The organism is Aquimarina longa SW024 (assembly GCF_001401755.1).
In the GTDB taxonomy this organism is placed as follows: Bacteria; Bacteroidota; Bacteroidia; order Flavobacteriales; family Flavobacteriaceae; genus Aquimarina; species Aquimarina longa.
Window position 1 is genome coordinate 190767 of sequence record NZ_AVQK01000018.1, and the last position, 21843, is coordinate 212609.

The following is a 21843-nucleotide window of genomic DNA, read 5'->3' on the forward strand; positions in this document are numbered from 1 at the left end:
CTTTATTGGCTTAACAATTCTATTTCTTCTTGTAGCACTTCCCAATCTTCCATCAAAGAAGCTAAAAAATCTTTCTTTTTTTGATATCCATCAAAAAAGTTAGGTTTTGCAATGGTTTCATCATAGTTTACAGCTAACTCTATATCAATTTCTTTAATCTCTCTTTCGAGTTTATTGATTTTTGATTCTACATTACTTAACTTATTATTTAGAGATTTTAGTTTCTTTTGATCTTGATAAGATTGTTTAGCTGTTTCTTTAGCATTAGAAATTGTTTTTTCATGCTTATCTTTCTTTTCAATATCTCTTAGATCATTAATTCTTCGTTCTTCTAAATAGAAATCTATATCTCCAAGATATTCTTTGATTTGCTTATTCTTAAACTCATAAACTGTATTGGTTAATCCCTGAAGAAAATCTCTATCATGTGATACCAAGATTAATGTCCCTTCAAAACTTTTTAAAGCTTCTTTAAGCACATTTTTAGATTTAATATCCAAGTGGTTTGTTGGTTCATCCATCACCAATATATTAAACGGCTCTAGAAGAAGTTTACAAAGTGCTAACCGATTACGTTCTCCTCCTGAGAGTACTTTCACTTTTTTATCTACTTCATCTCCTCTAAACAAAAATGAACCTAACATATCTCTAACTTTGCTTCGGTTTTTTTCATTAGCAGCATTGATCATTGTTTCATGCACTGTTATCTCTCCATCTAGATATTCTGATTGATTTTGAGCAAAATATCCAATCTCTACATTGTGACCAAGTTTAAGCTCTCCATCATGAGTAATCTCATCAATAATAATCTTTGCAAATGTTGATTTACCCTGTCCATTCTGTCCTACAAAAGCTATTTTAGCTCCACGTTCTACTAATAAATCAATATCTTTTAGAATTTGCTTTTCTCCATATGTTTTTCCTATTGAATCTGCTTCAATTACTACTTTACCTGGCTGTTTGCTTATAGGAAAACTAACATTCATTACTGCATTATCATCTTCATCTACCTCAATACGTTCTATTTTATCTAATTTTTTGATAAGAGATTGCGCCATCGATGCTTTTGATGCTTTTGCTCTAAACTTTTCAATAAGTTTTTCTGTCTGCTCTATCTGCTTAGATTGGTTTTTCTGGGTTGCAAGTTGTTGTTCTCGCATTTCTTTACGCAATACTAAATATTTTGAATATGGCTTATTATAATCATATATACGCCCTAAAGATATCTCTATCGTTCTATTAGTAACATTATCCAAAAACATTTTATCATGAGAAACAATCACAACAACTCCTGTATATCCTTTTAAAAAACTCTCTAACCAAATAATCGACTCTATATCTAAGTGATTGGTTGGCTCATCTAACAATAAAATATCATTGTTCTGCAATAATAGCTTTGCTAATTCTATCCTCATGCGCCATCCTCCAGAAAAAGTATCTGTTAATTTATTAAAATCTTCTCTAGCAAATCCAAGTCCTTGTAATACGCGTTCTGTCTCTCCTTGGTAATTATACCCTCCCAAAACCTCATAATGATGTGTTAGGTCGCTTAAATCAGTAATAAGCTGATTATAGCTCTCACTCTCATAATCTGTACGTTCTGCTAATTGAATATTGATCTTATCAATATCTCGTTCTATTTTTTTTATTTCTATAAAGGCTTCATAAGCTTCATCTAAAACTGTACGACCTAATACAAAATCTATATCCTGTTTTAGAAAACCAATTCTTACTTCTTTATCCATAGCAATTTGTCCAGAATCTGGTTCTTGCTCTTTAGATAAAATTTTAAGCATAGTAGACTTTCCTGCCCCATTCTTACCAATCAACCCTACTCGATCTCCTGCACTTAATCTGAAACTTATTTCTTCAAAAAGATATTCTCCTCCAAAAGAAATCGATAAGTTATGTATGTTTAACATCAGCTTTTGATTTTTTTGTGCAAAGATGATTAATTTTGTGTTACAATAAAAACGCCCATGAATATCTTACAAGGAACAAAAGTTTATAGCATCATAACAGGGAGTTGCCCTGTATGTCAAAAAGAGAGTATGTATAAGGAATCTAATCCTTATAAACTAAGTCAAACATTAAAAATGGAAGAACGTTGTAGTCATTGCGGAACGAAATATAAAATAGAGCCTTCTTTTTTCTATGGTGCTATGTATGTTAGTTACCCTGTAGGAATTGCTTTTGCTGTTGCAGCGTTTGTAATCAGTAACCTTATTCTTAAATTAAACTTAATTGTTTCCTTTTTTATTATTGCCGGAACAATGATCGCCTTCTTACCAGTTATTATGAGAATATCTAGAAATATCTGGATCAATTTTTTTATGTCTTATAAAAAAGAAGAACATTCATCATAGGTTAGCATCAAAACGTTTAATATCTACCTCCTGATTCAAAGAAGCTCCTTTTTCTATATGATTATAAAGCCTTTTGGCTATAGTAGGTCCTATTAATATCCCTCTGCTTCCTAAGCCATTTAAAACATGAATGTTTTGATAATCTGTATGTGTACCTATTAAAGGTCTACGATCTCTAACTGTAGGACGTATTCCTGCAACCTGATCTACAACCTTATAGGGTATAGTCAAAAATTGATTCAGTTTTCTCTGTAATTCTTCTCTTGCTGCAGTAGTGACTTCTGGAGTTTTATCATCATTAGCATAGGTAGCTCCAACTTTATACAAATCATCTCCTAATGGAATAATAAATACAGAAGATTTTATAGCTTTCTGTAATTTTAGTGCCTCACATTTAATAATAATATACTCTCCCTTATTACCATATATTGGTAGGTGATTAAAAAACGGGTTATTAATCATCCCGTATCCCTCAGCAAACAACACACGCTTACTCTTAATCCCTTTATATTCAACAAACTTATCCTTTACAAGCATCTTACTATACTCAAAAGATTCATTGATTACAGCATCTTTTTTTTTAAGATATTCTATATATGAAGATAGCATTGTATAAATATCTATTTTCCCTGTACACTTTACCTCTCCATAATGAAATGGAATATCTAAACCTTCAGTAGTATTATGAATCAATTCTGGTGATAATAATTGGCCCAATATTGGTTTATCACAGGCTTCAAACCAGCTATTCTGCTCCTCTACAGAGTTAAATCGTCTCATAACCGGAAGATCTGAAATTAACGGTTGCTGAAGTTTTTTTTGGATATTTTGATAAAAAGGAATTGCTACTTTTAGTTGTTCAAAGGCTTGCCAAGCTAATGTAAAGCGTTTTAAAATTACTGGATTATAGAGTCCTCCAGCTACTCTAGATGACTTTTGAGAGAAATCCTCATACACTATATACGACTTATTATTATCCTCTAATTGCTCTACAAATGACAATCCTGATAATCCGAACCCTACAATAATATAATCTAACATAGATCAAAAATAAGGAAACGCCTAACTATAGTTAGGCGTTTCTTGTATTATTTACTAAATAGTGTAATAGTTACTAATAACTCCACATATCCATTTCGAAGTTACGAATACTCTCTTTAATTCTTTCACTTTCGAGAAGTTGCATTAAGGCATTATCCACGATATAATCTTTAATTTCGCGGTCACCCTGAATATTATCTTCTTTATAGATTACAGAATTAAAACGTCTGGCATTTAAAATATGATCATAGGTAAATGGCATAGAGGTATTCTTCCTATTAAATGCCTTAGCATTGTGCAAAATTTCTCTTGCATCTGGATACCATACCCAAAATAAAGCTACTTTATCCGGCTCATCATCATCAATAAAGTTAACATCAGGAGCGACAGGTGCTATACCTAACAATCGATACCTTAACTCTCCCAATCTTTTATCAAAATACCAATATCCTCTAATTTTATACTCTTCAATATGATGAGATGCAATATCTTGTCTATTGATATATTGAGGATCTACTTCTTCTCCTGCATTAAACTGCTCATATCCTAAATCTGTTGTATCAATTTTAGACATGGTAGATTTAAGATCTTCAAATGTACGAGTCTCAGTAAAATATGAATCTGAGTAGATAGTTTTTATCTTACCATTCTTGATATTAGTTACTAATACATCATATAAAGAACGACGATTCGCACCAATATTAAATGTATCTACAGGATAATATAATGGAAAATTTATTCGTTCATCTAGATCAATAGTTTCCCAAGTAGTCTTAGCCCATAACACATCACGTTTATCAACATACCCATATTCTAATGGGCGATCATTATCATATAAAATCTGTTCTTGTGTTTTTTTCCCTATTTCATCTGGATTATTAGCATTTAAAACATTTGCTTGTCCAAAAGAAAAAGAAGAAATCAACACACCAAAAACGGTTACTATAAAATTTCTCAAATTCATAACTACTTAAGTTTATTTTTTAATTCGTTAACTCAATGATAACTGGAGATATTTTTTTCAATTTATATCCTGAATTTGTAGCTAACTGTGCTTTAATATCAAAAATTTGAACTGCAGAACCTCTTTTAGCTCTTTTCAAAGCTGATTTAGCTTTAGAATTAAGTCTACCTCCAGAAACAGTTGCAGTTGGCTGTCCTTCTACTTTAAATTTAAAGCTTGTAACTTTTAATTTAATATCAAATTCAAAATCTGGTAAAATTGCACCAACGGATGAAATTCCTAACGCATTTCTAGCCATTTTTATTGCTCCATCTTCTCCTCTTACCGTTCCAACTGGTCTTGGTATATCTCTAATTCTGAATTTTTTACTATCGCTCACTGTAGTACCATTTGCTAGTTTACCACTAACTTTAATCTTTACTTCACGCGCTTTTACTGTAGTAACATTCATCATGTATTTACCAGCTCCACCTACTTTCTTTAATCCTGGAGCAGAAGCATTAACAGCTGGAACTCCTGGGATAGAAATTGTCATTGGGTTGTTTACTCCACGATATACTACATTCATTTTATCCGCAGATATTACGGCAGAATTCGGTCTAGGAATTACTGTATAAGAACTTTTTATTGGAATAGGAACTATAGAGTCACCTTCTTTAAATTCTAGAATACCTTCTATATCTCTTTCTCCTACATTCCCTGCTGGGAAATCTAACATAATCTGACCATTGTTTACTTTGGTTTGTTCTTTACCATTAACCATAACCTTAGTTGGCTTAAGTGTAGCATCAAAACGACCAAGAACAATTCTACCTTTAAAACTCTCTCCACTAAAGAAAGCTGTTTTATCAGCAACTACAATTGCTTCGTAATTACTAAATGAAAGTTCCGAAGCTTGTTGTCCTGCTAATAATGCAGAAAGCACTTTACTTTCTGTTGTTTTAACATCTGCTTGCATCTGAGTAAGCTTTGTTAAAGAAGCAACTAACGGATATCCTTCAAAACTATAGTTTAACCATTTTTTAGTAACTCCAGATCTATCTTTTACATCTTCTGTAGAGAATGTTTTTACTACGTCATCAGCAATTGAAGCATCAACTTCTTTTACCTCTTTAATAGCAGCAGAAACACCGTCTCTATACTTTGATATATTAGCAAGGAACTCATCAGCTGCAGCTGTTGTTTTACCTCCTTTAAAAAACTTTTGATCTAACATATCAGGTCTATCCATAGTTTCGTAGTCTGTAGGATCATCTCTACCTTCTATCAACTCTGCTTTTATCTGATCTAAGTATGTATTAAATTCATTAGAAAGTGCACTTATCTGATCTGCTTTTTCTTTTAATGGTGTGTATTTTTCTGGTTGTTCTGAAACTTTCTCAGCAAGACCAGCCATAAAACCGCTATTACGTTTTGCTGCTAATTCATTAGATTCAGTAAGCTTTTCGGTCATCAGACCAAATGCAGTCAATACTTCTTTAGACATATTTAATGCCATCATCGCGATGAAAACCAAGTACATCAGGTTAATCATCTTCTGCCTTGGGGATAATTTTCCTCCTGCCATATTCTTATTAGATTTTGGTAGTTATTTATAAATATTTTAAATTAAAAAATGTTAACTTCTATTCATTGCAGTTAACATACCACCATACACTCCATTAAGAGAAGAAAGGTTACTAGACAAACTTGCCATTTGTTTTTCAAGGGCTTGTGCGTTTTGAGCAATTTTCTCATTAGCTTCAGCCTGACGAGCAGAAGATTCTAATTGAACTTTATATAAGCTATTTAGAGATTCCATCTGAGCTGCAGCTTGAGTAATTTCTTGGCTGTACTTTTGCTGTCCTTGGATAGAATCTACTGTAGGAGCAATACCTTTTGCAGCTCCTTCAAAATTACGAATACTTTCTCCAAGACTACTCATAAGGTTAGAATCTAGTCTAGCCTCTTTTAGCATATCATCTAATTTTTTAGATAATAAACCTTCAGGAGTTGCTTCTTTTTCTTTTTCTTTCTTTTCTCTTTTGCCTCCTCCTGCTAATTCAGGATATACAAGAGACCAATCTAAATCGTTATCTACAGGTTCGAATGCAGAAACAGTAAATACTAATGCTTCTGTAACCAGACCTACAATAAGCATCTCGTTACCAAATGGCCAGTGCATAATTTTAAATAATGCTCCTAATATTACAACGGCTGCTCCCAGACCGTATACCATATTCATTAACTTCTTGCTTGCTTTTGAATTTGCCATAATAAATTTGTTTGTTTTTTTTAAATCTAAATTTTAAAAAAGGGTTAGTAATTAAGTTGATAGAAAATTTTGGGACTTATTCTTGATTCTTAGCATTATCTTCTCCAGTCACGTCAGTACCCATATAGTCCTGAACGGTTCTAAATCCAATATAACTTCTCGCAGAATCAGCGTATTCATAATCTCTGGTGCTTACCTGTAGGAAATAAGCAACATCTTTCCAGGATCCTCCACGAACAACTTTACGCTTATTCTCATCATCATTAACATTTGGGTTCATTGATGATACATATTCGTAAGCTGCGGGATCATAGGATGACTGTACCCACTCTGAAACATTACCCGCCATATTATATAGGTTATAATCATTTGGATCAAATGTTTTAGCTTCTACAGTATATAAAAAGTTATCTGCTGCATAGTTTCCTCTAAGAGGTTTAAAGTTTGCTAAGAAACAACCTCTATCATTTAACGCATATGGACCTCCCCATGGATACGTAGCTGATTCTAGACCTCCTCTTGCTGCATATTCCCATTCTGCCTCTGTAGGCAATCTGAAATAATTCACAAATTCTTTACCTTTCTTCTTTTGGAAAGTATTTTTTTCTATGGTTCTCCAACGGCAAAAAGCTTTAGCTTGCTCCCAAGAGACACCAACTACTGGATAATCATCGTATGCACTATGCCAGAAGTAATCATTATGCATAGGTTCGTTATAAGAATAGTTAAAATCTTTAATCCACACTGTAGTATCAGGATATACTTCTATTACTTCTTCTTTAACAAAGTCTTTTCTTCCTCCTTTTTTTGCTCGAGCTGCAGCCTGTATATCCATCCAAGTAAATCTAAATTCAAACTTACTTACATCTAATGTACGTCTACCATTATAAGATTCTTCTAATGGTATATACATTGTGTCCATTACTTCTGCATAAAACTCATCAGGATAATCCTCTATATTCCACTCAATATCGATATCTTTATTGAGTTTTCGACCTTCGTAGCCTGTTTCTCCTGTACCACTATAGTTGTCATACATATACTTTTCATAAACAGACATATTCTCGGTATCAGCATCCAAAAACGCATATTCTCCAATACCATCATCACCAGGTTTTTTGCCTAGTTCATCTGCCATTATAGCTAACCTCATTTTAACTACAGAATCACGAACCCAACTTACAAACTGTCGGTACTCACTATTAGTAATTTCTGTTTCATCCATATAGAATGAACGAACAGTAACCATTCTTGTAGGGGCATTTGCTATTGCAGCTTTGTCATCATCCGACTTCCCCATAATGAATGATCCTCCGGGGATGAGAGCCATACCATATGGTTTTTGCGGGTGCCATTTTTTCCCTTGTGCTCCTACCAGTTCTCCTCGGTTTCCACCACCGCAACTGTAGAGCATTGCTAAAATAGCAAAGATTGATACAAATTTCTTCATAACGTGTTTTAGGTTAAGATCTTCTAGATTTAAGGACGTAAACCTATTTATTTATTTCCAGAAAAACAATTTTTTTCCAAAAAAAACCTTAAATCTACCTCTTAAAAATGTTAAATTTCGTTTTTTTGTTTTGCCTTATACCATCTTTCAGGTATTTCTTGATTACAAGCACGCTCATAATCACTATATGTGCAAGGTAATAACGTATGTCTTTTTAATTTATTATTCCCAGAAGAAATAAAAGGTATTTCTATCCACCACCTTCCGGTTATAACACTCTTATAGAAAGACAAAACCTCACTCTCTATTGGTACACTATAATGCAATGTACTTTTCTTATTCCTGATGTCCAATTCATTAGATCTATAATTAAACCCTTCTACAAAATACCATATAATCTGGGCAATTAACAATGCTGTAGTTTCTTCGTTTTTAAAATTCATAAATTCATAAACCCCAAAACTCTTAACTTTGTCACTAATCCCTGCATATCTCGAAATTGCACAGATTTCACGACCATCGAATCCATTAGGAGAATTCGTACAACCACCTAAGCTAGCAGAGTTCATGACTCCTAAATCAATAGAAACGATATCCGCATCTCGCATAACAGGCTCTACAATGGTGACATCTGATATAACTTCTCCTAAACGATATGCGTCAAAATACAACTTTTCTATTAAATCAATTTCTTCTTGAGCATTAAAATAAGTCTGATATCCTATGTTACTATAATTAAACAAATTATAAGGTTGTTCTATTATGATTTTACTTACGAACGATGTATTAGTCATAGATAATGAAGAATCTCCTATATCGAACTTACTGTCAACATTAACTAGGTTCACCATTCGTTCTAAAATATCAAACGACCGATACTGTGCATATACTAAGTCTTGGCTACCTCCTAGAAGTATGGGAATTATATTTTTTTGTAACAATACAGACAGTACTTCTTGGACTAAATAATAGGTGTCACTGATTTCATTACCTGGGGTAATATCCCCAAGATCTACTATAGTAGCACTCCAGTTCCCTGGATAGAGCTCATAAAGTTCTTTACGTATCGAATCAAAACTTAGCGTTTCTTTTAAAACATCAACTCCTTTTCTATTTTCTCGAATACCAAGAATAGCAATATCTACTTTTTGAAGGTCTGGAACTCCATTATCAAGCGTATGAACTTTAATTTGTTTTCCTAATGCATGATCAGAAAGCAACTCGATTTGTGACACAATCAATTCACTAACAGGTACAAGAAATTCGAAAGACATATGATTATTTCTTTTTAGTAGTCTTTTTTACAGCCTTCTTTTTTGCCGGAGCTTTTTTCTTAGGAGCATTCTTTTCAATAATCCCTTTAACTTCATCTAAGGTTAGTTTTGAAGCATCAACAGTTTTAGGTAATTCGATTTTAACTTTACCTTTTATAATATTACTACGTCCCCATCTGGCTTTTTCTACTCTAATACCTTCTTCTTCCCAATTATGAATAACTTTATCAATTTCTTTTTGTTTCTTATCTTCAATAAGAGTTATAATATCTTGGTCTGATAAATTATCGAAATCATATTTCTTATTCACATTAATAAACATTCCATTCCATTTTATAAAGGGTCCGAATCGACCTTTACCTTTTTGAACAGGAAGATTTTCATATTCATATATTGGAGCATCAGCCTTTTCTTTTGCATCTATTAACTCAATAGCTCTATCCAAGGAAGTACTTAATGGGTCTTCTCCTTTTTCTAATGAAACAAATTTTTCTCCAAAACGAACATAAGGACCAAAACGACCGTTATTAACAACTATGATTTCATCTTTATACGTCCCTAATTCTTTTGGCAATTGAAATAAATCCATTGCTTCTTCATAAGTAATACTACTTAATGTTTGGCTAGGTGCCAAACTCGCAAATCTAGGTTTATCTTCATCATCAGCAGTCCCTATCTGAACCATTGGCCCAAATTTACCTAATCGTACACTAACAACCTTACCTGTATCGGGATCTTCTCCTAAAATACGCTCACCGACTTCTCGCTCTGCATTCTGAGAAACATCTTCTACTCTTGGATGAAACTCTTGATAAAACTCTTTCATTACTTCAGTCCAATCTTCTTGACCATCCGCTATCTCATCAAAATCCTGTTCTACTTTTGCTGTAAAATTATAATCAAGAATTGCAGCAAAATGATTTACTAAAAAATCATTAACCACCATTCCAACATCAGTAGGAATTAATTTACCTTTATCACTTCCGATTTTTTCTAACAATTTTTTTTCATTGACAGTATCTCCAGAAAGTGTCATCTGTATATAATTACGTTCTTCTCCTTCTTTAGCACCTTTTTCTACATAATTCCTGTTTTGAATCGTAGATATTGTAGGCGCATATGTTGATGGTCGTCCTATACCTAACTCTTCTAGTTTTTTTACCAATGATGCCTCTGTATATCTTCCCGGCGGTCTTGTAAATCTTTCTGTTGCCGAAATATACTTATTCAACAAACTTTCTTGCACTTTCATCGCTGGCAAAATCCCTTTTTGCTCCTCATCTTCATCATCATTTCCTTCTAAATATACTTTTAGAAAGCCTTCAAATTTTATAACCTCTCCATTCGCTGTAAATTGTTCTTTATGAGTGTTTGCATTAATCTTTACATTAGTTCTTTCTAATCTGGCATCACTCATTTGGGAAGCTATAGCTCTTTTCCATATTAATTCGTATAGCCGTTGCTGATCATAATCAACGTTTACAGTATGTCTAGAAAAATCCGTAGGTCGTATCGCTTCGTGAGCTTCTTGTGCTCCTTTAGACTTCCCTTTATACTGTCTAGGATTACTATACTCATCACCATAAGCTGAATCAATTTCTGTTTTTGCTCCATTTTGAGCTTCTACAGATAGATTAACACTATCCGTTCTCATATATGTAATCAACCCTGCTTCATACAACCGCTGAGCCATAGTCATTGTCTTACTAACAGAGAAATACAATTTTCTTGCAGCCTCTTGCTGTAGAGTAGATGTTGTAAATGGTGGTGCCGGAGACTTCTTAGCTGGTTTTGTAGAAAGATCCGCTACTTTAAATGATGCTCCAATATTTTTTTTCAAAAACAATTCCGCTTCTTCTCTTGTTTTAAAATTCTTAGGAAGTTTCGCTTTAAAAGACTTTCCTTTTTGATTAGAAAACTCTGCATCTACCCGATATGAAGCTTCTGGTTTAAAACCTAATATATCACGTTCACGTTCTACAATTAAACGCACCGAAACTGACTGTACTCGTCCTGCAGACAAGCCACCTTTTACTTTTCGCCATAAAACAGGAGACAACTCATATCCTACTAAACGATCTAAAACACGTCTTGCTTGTTGTGCATTTACCAGATTATAGTCAATACTACGAGGGTTATCTATAGCCTTAAGAATAGCATTTTTTGTAATCTCATGAAAAACTATACGTCTTGTCTTTTCTTTATCTAACTGAAGAGTTTCTGCAAGATGCCACGCAATAGCCTCTCCTTCTCGATCCTCATCACTAGCTAGCCATACCATCTCCGCTTTCTTAGAAAGATCTTTTAGCTTCTTAACCACATCTTTTTTATCCTTAGAAACAATATATTTAGGTTTAAAATCTCCATCTACATCAACCCCCAATTCTTTAGAAGGCAAATCCGCAATATGCCCAAAACTGGATGCAACCGTATATTCTTTACCTAGAAATTTCTCTATCGTTTTTGCCTTAGCAGGTGACTCTACAATCACTAAATTCTTAGCCATAATCCTTTAAATTGTGTCAACAAAAGTATATCAATTTTTTGATATCAAGATTCTTTATCAAAAAATTAGTTTAAAAAAAACCTACTGATTAGTAGGTTTTACGTTTTTACTTTACAAATAATACATCTTTACCTTCTGGTTCATCTTCCTCAAATCCTAATGCCTCTTTATATATAAAGTAGATAGGCATATAAATAAAAGAAGCTGTAAAAAATATCCCAATAAAACACATCATCATTCCTACTAACTGAGATAATATCGAAGCCACCAATATTAAACCTAATGTAACCCCCCATATCTTATTTCCTAATTTAAAACTAGCTTTTATTAAATCAGAAGAACTAACATCTGGATTAAAGGCGAATATAACTCCCAATAATTGCAATGGAACCATTACATATAAAATAGGAAGATAGCATAGCATCATTGCCAAAATCATAATCCCAAATGTTGCTATTGCTAATACAAATACTTTACTTAGATATGCTTTTTTAAGAAACATAAAATATGAGGATGTTTCTGGCAAACCTAGATCAACTTGTTTACATACCCTATAAAAGTGAGCTGTAATACCAAATTGAAGTCCTGAAGCAAGCATTATAATCACCAAAACTAACACCCCAAACAAAACCATCAATCCAACTGATAATCCATCACTAACAGTCCCATAATCACCATAAGTATTTTCATACCCAGAGATTCCAGCAAGTGCAAAAATTGGGATATACATCACAATAAACAAAGGAATCATAATTAAAAATGTAATAAGCAAGTGTACAAATCCTTGAAGCCATACTTTTTTAAAAAGTTCTATACTTTTACTAAAAATATCTCCAAAATCTATAGCTTTACTGTTCTCTATTCTCTCAAAGAGTTTATTTGTTGTCATATATATCAAATTAAAAAAGTCAAATATAGATTTTTTTAAAAATAAACCCATGACACTTTGTCATAAGTCGTATTAAAAAGTATCTTTGTACACTATTTAACGCCCAATTGCTAAGGAATTATTTTTTATATGGAGAAGATTATTGACGAAAGTAAACAGGGACAATCCCTTGTCCTTGGTCACAACAAAGAAAACCAACGTAAGCTTTTTATAGAAAGTTACGGCTGCCAAATGAATTTTAGTGATAGTGAAATTGTCGCTTCTATCTTGGCTAAAGAAGGTTTTAATACTACGCAAAACCTAGAAGATGCAGATTTGGTTTTGGTTAACACTTGTTCTATAAGAGAAAAAGCAGAGCAAACCGTTAGAAAAAGATTAGAAAAATACAATGCTGTAAAGAGAATCAATCCAAAAATGAAAGTTGGAGTTTTAGGCTGTATGGCAGAGCGTTTAAAAAGTAAGTTTTTGGAAGAAGAAAAGATAGTTGATCTTGTTGTAGGACCAGATGCTTATAAAGATCTTCCTAATCTGATTGAAGAAGTTGATGCAGGACGTAATGCTGTGAATGTAGTCCTTTCTAAAGAAGAGACCTATGGAGATATCTCCCCTGTTCGCTTACAAAGTAATGGGGTATCTGCTTTCGTTTCTATAACTAGAGGGTGTGATAATATGTGTACGTTCTGCGTAGTACCTTTTACCAGAGGAAGAGAACGTAGTCGTGATCCCCAAAGTATTCTTGAAGAAATAGACAACTTAGTTGCTAATAAATATAAAGAGATTACACTATTAGGTCAAAATGTAGATAGTTATTTATGGTATGGTGGTGGACTGAAAAAAGATTTTGAAAAAGCTACTGATTTTGAAAAAGCTACTGCAGTAAATTTTTCAAAACTTTTAGATATGACAGCCGAAAGATATCCAAAACTACGCATTCGGTTTTCTACATCAAACCCTCAAGATATGACGTTAGATGTCATCAAGATTATGGCTAAACATAAAAATATATGCAAGCATATTCATCTCCCTATCCAAAGTGGAAGTGACCGTATTCTTTCTGAAATGAATCGCTTACATACTAGGCAAGAATATATTGATTTAGTCGATAATATTAAAAAACTGATCCCTGATTGCGCTATAACTCAGGATATGATTATTGGTTTTCCTACTGAAACAGAAAAAGACCACCAAGATACACTATCACTATTAGAACATATAAAATATGAACATGGGTACATGTATGCGTATTCCGAAAGACCTGGCACATTAGCTGAACGCAAACTGGAAGATGATGTACCAGAAGAAACAAAAAAAAGAAGATTAGCCGAGGTTATAAAATCACAACGTAGACATAGTGCATACAGACATCAAACCTATATCGGAAAAACTTTTGAGGTACTAATAGAAAAAGAATCTAAGAAATCAGATGCACATTGGAGTGGAAGAACTACAAAAAATATTGTAGCAATATTTCCTAAAGAAGATTACAAGATTGGAGACTTTATAATGGTTCGTATTGATGAATGTACTAGCGCTACTTTACTTGGTCACGCTATTGGATATTCTGACAATAATTAACTATGTCTTTTGCTATACTATATAAAGAACAAAAAAACTAATACGTTTACATAAATGGAATCAGTTCAAGCCATAAAGCAACGATTCGGAATCATAGGAAATGAACCCAAACTAAACCGCTCGGTAGAGAAAGCTATTCAGGTTGCTCCTACTGATATCTCAGTTTTAGTGACTGGGGAAAGTGGTGTAGGTAAAGAAAGTATTCCTAAAATAATACATTCCTTATCTCATCGCAAACATGGTAAGTATATTGCTGTGAACTGTGGTGCAATCCCTGAAGGAACTATAGATAGTGAGCTTTTTGGACACGAAAAAGGAGCTTTTACAGGAGCTACACAAACTCGAAATGGATATTTTGAAGTTGCTAATGGAGGAACTATTTTTCTTGATGAAGTAGGAGAATTACCTCTTACCACCCAAGTACGCCTGTTAAGAGTACTAGAAAACGGTGAATTCATAAAAGTAGGATCTTCAAAAGTACAAAAAACAGATGTTCGCATTGTGGCAGCTACTAATGTGAATATGTTTGAAGCTATTAAGAAAGGGAAATTTAGAGAAGATCTATATTACCGTCTTAGTACTATAGAAATTCTTCTTCCACCGTTGAGAAATCGCAAAGAAGATATCCATCTATTATTTAGAAAATTTGCTTCTGACTTTGCTATGAAGTATAAGATGCCAACAATCCGATTAAGTGATGATGCCGTTTTATTATTAGAAAAATATCATTGGAGTGGTAATATCAGACAATTACGCAACATTGCGGAGCAAATTTCAGTCCTTGAACAAAACAGAACTATATCAGGAGCTACATTACATGGATATTTACCTAATATGGGTAGCAATTTGCCAGCAGTAATTTCTGCAGATAAAAAAGAAAGTGATTTTAGCAATGAAAGAGAGATCTTATATAAAGTACTTTTTGATATGAAAAGCGACCTTAATGATCTCAAAAAATTAACTATGGAGTTAATGCAAAATGGCAATAATCAACAAGTGCAAAAAGATAATGAAGGACTGATTCAAAAAATATATAGAGAAGAAGAGGAAGAAAAAATACATTTTGAAAAACCAAAACCTACTACAACTGAAGTATTACAAATACCTGCTCCTCAAACTCCTATAAAAGAGGATGACAAGTATCATTTTGCAGAAGAAATTGAAGAAGAGGAAACTTTATCTTTACATGATAAAGAACTAGAATTAATTAAAAAATCTTTAGAACGCCATAGAGGCAAGCGTAAAGCTGCTGCAGAAGAGTTAGGAATTAGTGAACGTACATTATATAGAAAAATCAAACAATACGACCTCTAAGTAATTATAAATTCAGAATGCAGAATCATGAATTTTAAAAGTAAGCATACCAAAAAACTAATGAAAAAATTAAAATATAGTATAGCAGGATTAATTACATTAGTCCTGTTGCAAGGATGTGGTGCATATTCATTTACAGGAACAAATATTTCTCCTGACACAAAAACATTTCAGGTTAATTTTTTTCAAAATCAGTCTCCTAGAGTCTTTCCAGGAGCTGATCAATTATTTACTAATCAGTTACAGGATTTAATCCTTAATCAAACAAATCTTAGTTTAACAACATCTGGAGGAGATATCATATATGAAGGAGAAATCGTACAAGACTATGTTTCTCCTAACACAGCAACATCAGATCTAAAAGCTGCACAAAACAGATTAACTATTGCTATAAAAATGCGATTTTATGACTCAAAAGACCCTGAACAAGATCTAGATCAACAATTTTCATTTTTCTTTGACTATCCTGCTTCTCAATCAGAAAACACCATAAGAGATCAAGCACTTGATATTATTTTCGAAAGAATTACGCAAGATATGTTTAATGCAACACTTGCTAGGTGGTAATTTTGCTATTCTAATGTAAGGGCTGTACATCGTTTTTAATCACATAAAAAGCTTCTATAGAAATCAATATGAAAAATTCTAAAATTCAGAGTTTTATGTATTTTTGAAATCAGTTCTCGATAATATACTATAATAATTAACAAAATTTGAATACTAAAGAGCTTTCATATCTACTTCAGAATCCTGCTATACTAAATAAAGAGCAAGCAACTGCTTTGGAAAAAATCATTCTAACATTTCCTTATTTTCAATCAGTACGCGCATTGTTATTAAAATCTTTAAAAGATCAAGAAAGTTTTAGATACAATCAAGAATTAAAAACTACGGCAGCATACACCACGGATCGTAGTGTTTTATTTGACTTTATTACTTCTGATCTTTTTAAAAAAAATGTAAATTCTAAAGAAGAAAAGAAACATACGTCTGACATAAAAGTTATTGATCCAGAAGAGATTAGAGCACTTCCAAGAATGGACATGGATGATGCTGTAAGGATGAAAATAACAGAGGCAGAAGATGTTCTTGACCCTTATTTATTCTCTACAAAAAAAGAGGATAATACTCTAAAACAGTCTGAAATCAAAAAAACTAAAACTCCTGAAGAGATATTAAAAATTGATAGACCTCTGGATTTTAATAAAAAAGAAACCCATTCTTTTACAGAATGGATGAAACTAACCTCCTTAACTCCGGTAGACAGAAATATTGATCAAGAGAGAACAGAAAATAATGAGGGAAATTTAAATAAATTATTAGATAAAAAAGATAAATTCAATTTAATTGATGAATTTATAGCTAATAATCCCAAAATACAGCCTGCTGCAAAAAATGCTCCTACACGTAATATTGCTAAAGAAAACCCCATTACTGAAGATGAATTAATGACCGAAACTTTAGCTCGGGTATATCTTGCTCAAAAAAATTACAAAAAAGCGATACAAGCATACAATATATTAATTTTGAAAAATCCCAAAAAAAGTGGTTTCTTTGCAGACCAAATTCGAGCAATAAAGAAATTACAAGAAAATAAATAAAAATATACTAATGACAACGTTCTCAATCTTTTTAATACTAATCGTTATCGTATCTTTCTTACTAGTAATAGTAATCATGGTACAAAACCCTAAAGGAGGTGGATTATCTTCTTCTTTTGGAGGAGGTGGAACACAACAATTAGGTGGTGTAAAAAAGACCACTGACTTTTTAGATAAAAGTACATGGATCTTAGCTACATTATTATTGGTTCTAATATTATTATCTAATATCGATATAATGGGAGGTAGTTCTATCCAAGAATCAAAAGTAAATACCGAAGATATTCAAATTGAAGCTCCGGTAACTCCTACTCCATCAAAAAATGATGACAAAGAGTAATCTCTCTTTTTTTAAATAATTACAAAAATGTCGACTTGTCATATAGTCGGCATTTTTTGTTTCAATTTGTCAGTATCATCCCACTGGCATAATTTCTGAAATAGTAGTCTTCAAAGATTTCATTTTAATTTTAACAAAAAAAACAATTCATAATGGGAGTAAACATTAAACCTCTTTCAGACCGTGTGGTTGTAGAGCCACTTCCTGCAGAGACGCAAACAGCATCAGGATTATTTATTCCTGACTCAGCTCAGGAAAAACAACAAAAAGGTAAAGTAGCTGCTGTAGGTAGCGGTAAAAAAGATCACGATATGACAGTTAAAGTTGGTGACACTGTACTTTACGGTAAATATGCAGGTACCGAATTAAAATTAGATGGAAATGATTATATAATCATGCGTGAGGATGATATCCTTGCTATCGTATAAGAAAATCTCAATTCAATAATCACAAAAAACAAATCCTAAGATTATAGTATTTAATTAGTTTCACTAAAATATTTTGGAATTAGAATAGTATAATTCGAAGTTTAATTTTTTAAAAAATAATTATGGCAAAAGATATAAAATTTGACATAGAAGCACGTGATGGTATCAAGCGTGGTGTAGATGCATTAGCCAATGCTGTAAAAGTAACTTTAGGTCCTAAAGGTCGTAATGTAATCATTAGTAAATCTTTTGGAGCTCCTACAGTTACCAAAGATGGTGTTTCTGTAGCAAAAGAAGTAGAACTTGAAGATGCTCTTGAAAATATGGGAGCTCAAATGGTAAAAGAAGTGGCTTCTAAAACTAATGACCTTGCAGGGGATGGTACTACTACCGCAACTGTATTAGCACAAGCCATCGTAAAAGAAGGCCTTAAAAATGTAGCTGCTGGCGCTAATCCAATGGATCTTAAACGTGGTATTGATAAAGCTGTAATAGCAATTACTGAAGATCTTGCCAAACAAACAAAAGAAGTTGGTGATTCTTCTGATAAGATTAAACAAGTAGCAGCTATTTCTGCTAATAATGACGAAACTATCGGTGACCTTATCGCTCAAGCGTTTGAAAAAGTTGGTAAAGAAGGTGTTATCACTGTAGAAGAGGCAAAAGGTACAGACACTACGGTAGATATCGTAGAAGGTATGCAATTTGATAGAGGATACCTTTCTCCATACTTTGTAACCAATAGTGAAAAAATGACAGCAGATCTAGAAAGTCCATATATCTTATTATATGACAAAAAGATTTCTGCTATGAAAGATTTACTTCCTGTTTTAGAACCTGTTGCTCAAACTGGAAAACCGCTTTTAATCATCGCTGAAGATGTAGATGGTGAAGCACTAGCGACATTAGTAGTAAATAAATTACGTGGAGCACTTAAAATCGCAGCTGTAAAAGCTCCTGGTTTTGGTGACAGACGTAAAGCTATGTTAGAAGATATCGCAATCTTAACTGGTGGTACAGTAATTTCTGAAGAGCGTGGATTCACTTTAGAAAACACTACAATAGAACATTTAGGTACCGCAGAAAAAGTAGCTATCGATAAAGACAATACTACTGTAGTTAATGGCGCTGGAGGAGAAGATTTAATCAAAAATAGGGTAAATCAGATCAAAGCTCAGATTGAGACAACTACTTCTGATTATGATAAAGAAAAACTACAAGAACGTTTAGCTAAACTCGCTGGAGGTGTTGCTGTATTATACGTAGGTGCTGCTTCTGAAGTAGAAATGAAAGAAAAGAAAGATCGTGTAGATGATGCACTTCATGCAACTCGTGCTGCAGTAGAAGAAGGTATCGTTGCTGGTGGAGGTGTTGCATTGGTTAGAGCTAAATCTGTATTAGATAATGTAAAAACTGAAAACACAGACGAGGCTACAGGAGTACAAATCGTAAACCGTGCTATTGAATCTCCGCTTAGAACTATTGTAGAAAATGCTGGAGGCGAAGGGTCTGTAGTAATTTCTAAAGTTCTTGAAGGAAAAGACGATTTTGGATATGATGCTAAATCTGAAACATATGTTGATATGCTTAAAGCTGGTATCATCGATCCTAAAAAAGTAACTCGTATTGCTCTAGAAAATGCTGCTTCTGTATCTGGTATGATTCTTACTACAGAATGTGCATTAATAGACATCAAAGAAGATAATCCTGCTTCTGGAGGTGGAATGCCACCAATGGGCGGAGGTATGCCAGGAATGATGTAGCGGTGAGCCACCGCAGGCTTTTTATTTAGTTGGTTTATGGATCAAAATCATATGCAATTAAATTATTTATATCACCTGAAAATAACAAAAACCATCTCATTAACTCGAGATGGTTTTTGTTATTATTAATATTTCTATAAAAAAACTTTAAGTTATCTTACTCTTTCAATAAATGTAGTTATATTATCTCTACGTAAAGAAACATTATTATTATCTCCATTTGTGTTTGTTGCATCTGCATATGTTTTTATGATCTTTACCATTACAGAAATATTAGCATCTACTGCATTAAGTATTCCTGTATTAGCTATATCTCTTAAAAAAAATCCCGTAGTAGTCTTTGTCTCTACTCCAAAAATATTCTCAATTTTTGTAAAACTAAATACTTCTCCCGATGGAAATAATTGTGTTTCTATAAATGTAGACTCGTCAATTATACCATCAATAGTCAAATCTTCACGAGCTATTATTAGAACTGAATCTACTGGATTTGCTCCACTCGCAGAAGTAGAAAAAAAGCCATTATTAATTTTCATTCTATATTCATATCGTACAGATGTTGGATTCTGTGACCCTGTCGTTGCATGAAAAAAAGTGATATACTTTCCTGCTACTGTTAATCTACTTGCTCCAGCATTATTAAAAGCACCAATTATCCCATTTCCTCCATCATATGATGTCTCTTGTGTTATTAAAGCTGATAAATTTAATTGTGGGTTAATATTATAACTATAAACTTTAATATTTACAAAATTTTGTAAAGCTAACTTTTCAACTTCATTACTTGAATTAATCATCAATACACTGTCATTAAAACTTCCATTAGCAAGACCTGTTAACTTTATTTTCACAAAGGTTACTAGTTTTGAAATCAGATTCCCTATTATCGTATTTCCAATATTTAATACATTGTTTACACTATGCCCTCCTATATCTAGATTCGCTCCTAATACAATATTATTACTCCCACTTCCATTACCTGAAACCGTATTTCCTCCTACATAAACATTATTCTCTCCGAGAACTCTACTTGTAGCTGCCTTAGCACCAATTACAACATTATTATTTGAATTATTATTTCCATTTGTTCCCAATCCAGAAAGCGCAGCCTGACCTATAATAACATTATCATTACCCACACCATCTAGTATAGTTTCTTTACCTACTACAACGTTTCTAGCTCCTCTGGTTTCTCCTGTTGAATCCGGAACCTCTTTAGTTCCTAACAGAATATTAGAATCATCAGATTGTGCATCTTTTAAATCATCTATTGTCAAAGCAATAGTCCCTATATCTGAGACAATAATACCTTCTCTAGTAACAGAAAAGAAATAACTTTTAAAGTTAGATAGAGAAAGATTAGCCGTGATTTTATAAAAAATTATAGAGCCTTGTTCAAAAGTTGGGTTTTCATTTTTGTCACAGTAAAAATTCCCTTTTGAATTCTGAAACTCATCATTATCCATAATCTGACCAAAAATTCCTTTAGGGTCTAATCTAGAATTTCTTTTACTTCTATCAATTCCAAAAAAATATTCTCCTTTTGTATTTTTTGAAACTAAATAAGTATTAGGGTTAAAATATAGATTAGCTCCAGAAAAATCATCAGGTAATTGATCTGTATATATAAACGTACTATATGTAGTAAATTGGCGAATTGCACTTGTCTTCTGCTCCAAATTATAATAATTACTCTGAATATTTAAAAGCGACTCAGAGTGATTTTCATAAATTGGGATTATCTCATTTTTAACTATTTGTCTTGCTCCTATACCAATAGTTCCTTTACCTCTTTTTATTAAAAATCTTCGTTTTGCCATAACTTAACTTGGTTGAAATTCTTTATAATCATATTCAAAAACTACAATTTAGCTGGCACAACCTATAATACGATTAGTAAATCATAACTTGAAGAGAGGAGACTAAAAAATGTGACCATAAATGTATATTATCACTAGCGATATAAATTCCTATTTCTGTCCCTATTTAAACCAGACAATTATTAATAAAAATGTCTATAAAAAGTAAAAAAAAATGTAATCCATTCAAAAAAAACGAATGACGGTTTAATAGCAATA

The 21843-nt window shown here is 32.8% G+C and carries 18 protein-coding genes; 8 read left to right on the plus strand and 10 right to left on the minus strand.

Translation table 11 applies throughout. From position 1 onward, the window contains the following. Window positions 1-2: 2 nt before the first annotated feature. Window positions 3-1922 carry an ABC-F family ATP-binding cassette domain-containing protein gene (locus N456_RS04570; protein ID WP_062054367.1) on the minus strand — a complete coding sequence of 640 codons (1920 nt, stop codon included), beginning with the start codon at window positions 1920-1922 and terminating at the stop codon, window positions 3-5. 57 nt (window positions 1923-1979) lie between these two features. Here N456_RS04570 and N456_RS04575 point away from each other — a divergent pair, with 57 nt between their 5' ends. Beyond that, on the plus strand, window positions 1980-2366 hold the full coding sequence (locus N456_RS04575; protein ID WP_062054369.1) for a DUF983 domain-containing protein: 387 nt from the start codon (window positions 1980-1982) through the stop codon (window positions 2364-2366). On the opposite strand, the gene N456_RS04580 is transcribed toward N456_RS04575, so the two are convergent. From N456_RS04580 to N456_RS04615, 8 genes are all read right to left on the minus strand, one after another. Then, window positions 2361-3407, minus strand: coding sequence for an NAD(P)/FAD-dependent oxidoreductase (locus N456_RS04580; protein ID WP_062054371.1), 1047 nt, complete (start codon window positions 3405-3407; stop codon window positions 2361-2363). The genes N456_RS04575 and N456_RS04580 overlap by 6 nt on opposite strands. Before the next feature lie 73 nt (window positions 3408-3480). Then, window positions 3481-4371 carry a type IX secretion system ring subunit PorN/GldN gene (gene porN, locus N456_RS04585; RefSeq protein WP_062054372.1) on the minus strand — a complete coding sequence of 297 codons (891 nt, stop codon included), beginning with the start codon at window positions 4369-4371 and terminating at the stop codon, window positions 3481-3483. Between the two features lie 19 nt (window positions 4372-4390). Beyond that, complete coding sequence (gene porM / locus N456_RS04590) at window positions 4391-5938, minus strand: type IX secretion system motor protein PorM/GldM (protein ID WP_062054373.1); 1548 nt, start codon at window positions 5936-5938, stop codon at window positions 4391-4393. Window positions 5939-5989: 51 nt separating this feature from the next. Beyond that, window positions 5990-6625 carry a type IX secretion system motor protein PorL/GldL gene (porL, locus tag N456_RS04595; RefSeq protein WP_062054375.1) on the minus strand — a complete coding sequence of 212 codons (636 nt, stop codon included), beginning with the start codon at window positions 6623-6625 and terminating at the stop codon, window positions 5990-5992. A 76-nt stretch (window positions 6626-6701) separates the two neighbouring features. Continuing rightward, window positions 6702-8075, minus strand: coding sequence for a T9SS ring complex lipoprotein PorK/GldK (porK, locus tag N456_RS04600; protein ID WP_062054377.1), 1374 nt, complete (start codon window positions 8073-8075; stop codon window positions 6702-6704). A 110-nt stretch (window positions 8076-8185) separates the two neighbouring features. Then, entirely contained in the window at window positions 8186-9349 is a 1164-nt protein-coding gene (locus N456_RS04605; RefSeq protein WP_062054380.1) for a formimidoylglutamase, read from the minus strand. Between the two features lie 4 nt (window positions 9350-9353). After that, complete coding sequence (topA, locus tag N456_RS04610; protein WP_062054382.1) at window positions 9354-11855, minus strand: type I DNA topoisomerase; 2502 nt, start codon at window positions 11853-11855, stop codon at window positions 9354-9356. 106 nt (window positions 11856-11961) lie between these two features. Next, window positions 11962-12744, minus strand: a complete 783-nt coding sequence (locus tag N456_RS04615) for a hypothetical protein (RefSeq protein WP_062054445.1) — start codon at window positions 12742-12744, stop codon at window positions 11962-11964. 129 nt (window positions 12745-12873) lie between these two features. Between N456_RS04615 and miaB the strand changes: the two genes are divergently transcribed. The 7 genes from miaB (at window position 12874) to groL (ending at window position 19765) form a co-directional block, all read left to right on the plus strand. Then, a complete protein-coding gene (gene miaB, locus N456_RS04620) occupies window positions 12874-14319 on the plus strand; it encodes a tRNA (N6-isopentenyl adenosine(37)-C2)-methylthiotransferase MiaB (protein WP_062054384.1) in 1446 nt (481 codons plus the stop codon). A 54-nt stretch (window positions 14320-14373) separates the two neighbouring features. After that, on the plus strand, window positions 14374-15633 hold the full coding sequence (locus N456_RS04625; protein ID WP_062054386.1) for a sigma-54 interaction domain-containing protein: 1260 nt from the start codon (window positions 14374-14376) through the stop codon (window positions 15631-15633). Between the two features lie 60 nt (window positions 15634-15693). After that, window positions 15694-16200: an LptE family protein gene (locus N456_RS04630; RefSeq protein WP_062054447.1), complete on the plus strand. Its 507-nt coding sequence runs from the start codon at window positions 15694-15696 to the stop codon at window positions 16198-16200. A gap of 146 nt (window positions 16201-16346) precedes the next feature. Further along, window positions 16347-17234, plus strand: coding sequence for a hypothetical protein (locus tag N456_RS04635; protein WP_062054388.1), 888 nt, complete (start codon window positions 16347-16349; stop codon window positions 17232-17234). 10 nt (window positions 17235-17244) lie between these two features. Next, window positions 17245-17574, plus strand: a complete 330-nt coding sequence (gene secG, locus N456_RS04640; RefSeq protein ID WP_062054390.1) for a preprotein translocase subunit SecG — start codon at window positions 17245-17247, stop codon at window positions 17572-17574. Window positions 17575-17726: 152 nt separating this feature from the next. Then, on the plus strand, window positions 17727-18002 hold the full coding sequence (locus N456_RS04645; RefSeq protein ID WP_062054392.1) for a co-chaperone GroES: 276 nt from the start codon (window positions 17727-17729) through the stop codon (window positions 18000-18002). A 122-nt stretch (window positions 18003-18124) separates the two neighbouring features. Continuing rightward, a complete protein-coding gene (gene groL, locus N456_RS04650; protein ID WP_062054394.1) occupies window positions 18125-19765 on the plus strand; it encodes a chaperonin GroEL in 1641 nt (546 codons plus the stop codon). 152 nt (window positions 19766-19917) lie between these two features. On the opposite strand, the gene N456_RS04655 is transcribed toward groL, so the two are convergent. Further along, window positions 19918-21585, minus strand: coding sequence for an autotransporter outer membrane beta-barrel domain-containing protein (locus N456_RS04655; protein WP_062054396.1), 1668 nt, complete (start codon window positions 21583-21585; stop codon window positions 19918-19920). Window positions 21586-21843 lie beyond the last annotated feature (258 nt).